Origin of the sequence: Streptomyces sp. DvalAA-14 (genome assembly GCF_900091855.1) — a bacterium.
GTDB lineage: Bacteria > Actinomycetota > Actinomycetes > Streptomycetales > Streptomycetaceae > Actinacidiphila.
Map to the genome: position 1 here is coordinate 1 of NZ_FMCH01000667.1, position 4,979 is coordinate 4,979.

A 4,979-nucleotide genomic window follows, 5' to 3' on the forward strand; every position below is an offset into this window, starting at 1 on the left:
CCACGTGCACGGTGACCTTGCGTGACAGATCGCCCTTCAGCACCGCCTGGGTGACCAGCGCGATGTCGCGGACCTGCGCGGTCAGCCGGTACGCCATGGTGTTCACCGAGTCGGTCAGGTCCTTCCAGGACCCGGCCATCCCGCGCACCTTCGCCTGGCCGCCCAGCTTGCCCTCGGTGCCGACCTCACTGGCGACCCGCGTCACCTCGTCGGTGAACGCGGACAGCTGGTCGACCAGCCCGTTGACCGTACGGCCGACCTTCAGGAACTCGCCGCGCAGCGGATGCGCCGACCCGTCGGCGTTCTGCGCCCGCAGATCCATCCGCTGCACCAGATCGCCCTCGGCCACCGCCGACAGCACCCGGCCCACCTCCGACACCGGGCGGACCAGGTCGTCCACCAGCGCGTTGGACGCCTCGATCGCCGCCGCCCAGGCACCTTCGCTGGCGCCGGTCTCCAGCCGTTCGTTGAGCTTGCCCTCCCGGCCGACCACCCGCCGCACCCTGGCCAGCTCGCCGGTAAGGTGCTGGTTACGGTCCGCGACCTCGTTGAAGACGGCCGCGATCTCCGCCATCGGCCCGTCGCCGGACACGGTGAGCCGCTTGCGGAAATTGCCGTCCCGCATCGCGGCCAGCGCCCCGAGCAGCTTGGTGAGCGCGGCCGAATCGACCTCTACAGTCCCGCTGCCACGGGATCGCCCGTTCTTCGTACGCGTGACTGCGCCCCGCGCCGATGCGCCAGACTCCACCGTGTCCCTCCTGGAGGGTCGATCGACCTGCAGATGTGCAAGCTCGCTGCTGTGCGAACAAGCCCAGTGTTTCACCCTGGCCCACCGGCCCGGCAAACTTCCGCCGTAACCATCTCACCGGAACGCTCGTTGGCCTATCCAGGACGGGGCTCATCCTTCGCCCCGGCTTTGCCGAGCTTAAAAAGCGAAAAACCCCTGTCGCCCAGGACAGGAGGAGCCCCGACGGTCCGGCCACATCGTCGCTCGCCGGAACCGGCCCCTTGCACGGCGTACTCGACGCCTGATCACTGTCGCGCCCGGCCGTCCACCCCGCGCCCGCGATACCGCCAAGGGCCACAAGGTTTCCCGGTTTCGTACCGCACGGGACGGCCGCGGTCCCACGCACTAGCCTTGCCTGATGGCAGTGCGAGACTCAGTCGGTGGGCGGGGAACCGGCCGCAGCGCGATCGGACACAGCCTCCGGGAGAACACCGCAACACTCACGAGGAGATCTGTGATCACGGCGCGGGCAGCGGCCAGCTTCGAACCCGTGGGGCGCTCCGTCGCCGTCGCCCGGGCGTTCGTCCGCGACACCCTGCACGGCTGGGGCTTCGCCGACGTGGTGGACGACGCGGTCGTCCTCACCAGTGAGCTCGTCACCAATGCCGTGGTGCACGCCGGCACCGCCGCCGATGTGACCTGTCTGCGCTACGACACCGCGGTCCGGGTCGAGGTCGCCGACCACTACCCCGAGCGCGAGATCCCGATGCAGCCGCGCGGCCGGCAGTTCCGCGACGGCGAGAACGAAGGCGGCCGCGGTCTGCTGCTGTGCGCCGCGCTGGCCAACCGCTGGGGCGTGGAATACACCGCCGCCGGCAAGACCGTCTGGTTCCAGCTCGACCTGCCCGAGCGCCCGGCCGGCACCCGCTCGGCCGGCCCCCTCCTTCCCGTCACGGACCTGCCCGTCGCCGACGAGCGGGTCCGGGTGGCGGTCATCCAGGCCGACAGCCGCGCCATGATCACCCGCTGGAACGACGACGCGGCGGACCTGTTCGGCCACGCCCCCGCCGACATAGTCGGCAAGTCGCTCGCCGACATCACCGCCTGGCCGCAGACCCCCGGCACCGGCATCGGGCTGGCCGAAGCCCTCCAGCTGTCCCGCTGGGAGGGCACCTACGGCCTGCGCGACGCCGAAGGCCGTGTGCTGCCCGTCTACGGCTCCCACCTGCGGGTCCGCGACAGCGCCGGCGAGCCCTCCACGGTCTGCCTGCTGGTACGCGCCGAGGAGCGCGCCGTCCTGCAGAGCCCGTCCCGGGGCCCGGCCCACTCCGACCCGGGCCTCGCCCAGCGCGGCAAGAGCACCGACGCCTTCGAGGTCTTCATCGGCTCCCCCGCCCCCGACGACCTCGACAGCCTGCTGCAGCGCACCGTGGAACGCGCCCGGGACATGCTCGACGGCGACGCCGCCTACCTGCTGCTCGCCACCGACGACGAGACCGAACTGGAGGTACGCGCCTCCACCGGCCTGCCCTCCGCCCGGCAGCGTTTCGCCCGGGTCCCCGTCGAGGCCGGCACCGGCCGCTACGGCAGCGCCAGGATGCCCGCCGTGCACGAGGACCTGACCGCCGTGCCCGGCGCCGTACCGCTCCTGTCCGGCACCGGCATGCGCTCGGTGGTCACCGTGCCGCTGAAGGTCGAAGGCCGCCTCACCGGCTCCATCGGCGTCGCCGCCGAGGCTCCCGGCCGCTACTCCAACCAGGAGGCACTGCGCCTGCAGTTCGCCGCCGACCGGATCGCACTGGCCGTGGAGAGCGCCCGCCTCACCGAGCTGGAACGGCTCCGCCGCGGCTCGCTGTCCTTCCTCGTCGAGGCCTCCGACCTGCTGGCTGGCACCCTGGAGCGCGACCAGACGCTGGCCTTGATGGCGCAGATGACCGTACCGACGCTGGCCAGCTGGTGCGCCGTCTACACCATCGCCGAACAGTCCCAGTCGGAACCGGAACTGGCCTTCGTCCTGCACGAGGACGAGGACCGCATCGACGGCATCAAGGCCCTGCTGTCCCAAGTACGGCCGCCCGACCCGGACCCGACCCCGGGCGCGCGGATCTGGACCGATCCCTCGGACGTGGCCCACTCCAGCGCCCTGCGCGCCTCCCTGCGGAGCCTCGGTGTCGGCTCCGGCGCCGCGAACTCCGCCGCGGTGAGCAACCGCCCGGCCAACACCCCCGGCATCCAGCTCGCCACGGCCGCCGCGATCGGCGGCGAGACCGTCGTCCTGCCGCTGGTGGCCCGCAACCGGGTGATCGGCATGCTCACCCTGGGCAAGCCCACCGACGAGCGCTTCCGCCAGGAGATCCTGGAACTCGCCGAGGACCTCTCCCGCCGGGCCGCCCTCGCCCTGGACAACGCGCGGCTCTACAGCGAGCGCACCGCCATCAGCCAGGCACTCCAGCGCAGCCTGCTGCCGCCGGAACTGCCCCGGGTCCCCGGCGTCGAAGTCGAGGTCGTCTACCGCGCGGCCGGCGAGGGCAACGAGGTCGGCGGCGACTTCTACGACCTGTTCCCCATCCGCGACGGCTGCTGGGGCTTCGCCATCGGCGACGTCTGCGGTACCGGCCCGGAGGCCGCCGCCGTCACCGGCCTGGCCCGGCACGCCCTGCGCCTGCTGGCCCGCGAGGGCTTCGGCGGCCCGGCGGTGCTGGAACGGCTCAACGCCGCCATCCTCGACGAGGGCGCCCGCAGCCGTTTCCTGACCCTCCTGTACGGCGAACTGTGGCCCCAGCAGGACGGCAGCGCGGTGCTCCGCATGGTCTGCGCCGGCCATCCGCTGCCGCTGCGGCTGCGCCCGGACGGCACGGTGGAGCCGGCCGCCGAACCCCAGCCGCTGCTGGGCGTGATGGAAGACCTGGAGCTGTTCGAGCAGTCCATCACCCTCGACCCGGGCGACGTCCTGCTCTGCGTCACCGACGGGGTCACCGAGCGGCGGGAGGGCTCGCGGATGCTCGGCGACGACGGACTCGCCGAAGTCCTGGCCACCTGCACGGGCCTGACGGCCGGCGCGGTCGCGTCCCGCATCCAGCGGGCGGTGGAACGCTTCGCCTCCGACGCACCCTCGGACGACATGGCGATCCTGGCGATGCGCGTGCCGAAGTAGGCCGGGAAACCGAAGGAGATCGGGAAAAAGGAAAGGCCCCCGCCGAATGGCGGGGGCCTTGTCCATAGCGAGCCCCAATACGGAATCGAACCGTAGACCTTCTCCTTACCATGGAGACGCTCTACCGACTGAGCTATTGGGGCGGGTTCAACGGGAAGATCGTAGCGCATGAACGGGTGTGCGGTGCAACCCGATACGAGGTCACCGACCTGCGGTCGAGCAACGGCCGGGCGACGGCCGGCTGCTGGTCAGATCAGCCCGCCGAGCGCATTGCAGGCGTTGGCGACGTGCGTCAACTCCCGCTGCGTGAGCCCGGAATGCACCGGCAGGGACAACGCGTCGGCCGCCACCAGTTCGGTCTGCGGCAGGAACGTCCCCGACCGGTGCGCCGGCATCCGGTGCACGGGAACCGGGACGCTCGCCGTCGCCTTGACCCCGCGCACCGCCAGCGCGCGGAGGAAAGCATCCCGGTCCGGCCGGCCGTTGCCGGGAACCCGGACCGTGTACTGGTGGTACAGATGACGCGCCCCGGGCTCGGTGTAGGGCACGATCACCCCGGTCAACGCCGAGTCCAGGAACCGCGCGTGCGCCCGGCGCCGGGCAACGGTCCCGATGTCCTCACCGGCGTCGCCCTCCTGCACGATCGCCAGCGCGCGGCGTCCGGCCAACTCGCCGAGCCGCGCGAGCGGAGCAGGGTGCCCGAACACGCTCACCGGCAGGATCGCGGCGGTACGCGAGGTGACGCTGGCAGCCACCGCGTCGGGGTCCAGGCAGAAGGTCCGCGGGTCGATGTCCGCGAACACCGGTACGGCGCCGGCCAGGCGCACGGCGTCGGCGGGTGCGCTGGGTCCGAAGGACGGCACGATCACCTCGTCGCCACTGCCGATCCGCAGCTCAACGAGAGCGTCGCGCAACGCGGAGGCCGTTGAGCCCGAAGCGATCCTGTGCTGCCGTCCGGCAGTCGTCGTCTGCTGCACGTCTCCACACCTCCGCCTGTCGTGGCGCCCAGAGTCTCCGGGCGATGTGAACGCGAGGTAACGGGAAACAGAAAAACCCCGGCCCCCGAGACAAAGCTCGGGTGCCGGGGCTCTCTTGAAT

At 71.8% G+C, this 4,979-nt stretch carries 3 protein-coding genes and 1 tRNA gene; 1 reads left to right on the forward strand and 3 read right to left on the reverse strand.

The annotated features are described in order from the left end of the window. On the reverse strand, nucleotides 1-748 hold a 748-nt coding region (locus tag GA0115240_RS35330), incomplete at its 3' end, for a HAMP domain-containing protein (protein ID WP_176725262.1). 493 nt (nucleotides 749-1,241) lie between these two features. On the opposite strand from GA0115240_RS35330, the gene GA0115240_RS35335 reads away from it, so the two are divergent. Next, nucleotides 1,242-3,881: a SpoIIE family protein phosphatase gene (locus GA0115240_RS35335; protein ID WP_093743254.1), complete on the forward strand. Its 2,640-nt coding sequence runs from the start codon at nucleotides 1,242-1,244 to the stop codon at nucleotides 3,879-3,881. Nucleotides 3,882-3,951: 70 nt separating this feature from the next. On the opposite strand, the gene GA0115240_RS35340 is transcribed toward GA0115240_RS35335, so the two are convergent. Further along, nucleotides 3,952-4,024, reverse strand: a tRNA-Thr gene (locus GA0115240_RS35340). 105 nt (nucleotides 4,025-4,129) lie between these two features. Further along, entirely contained in the window at nucleotides 4,130-4,858 is a 729-nt protein-coding gene (locus tag GA0115240_RS35345; protein ID WP_093743256.1) for a DegT/DnrJ/EryC1/StrS family aminotransferase, read from the reverse strand. Nucleotides 4,859-4,979: the final 121 nt, after the last annotated feature.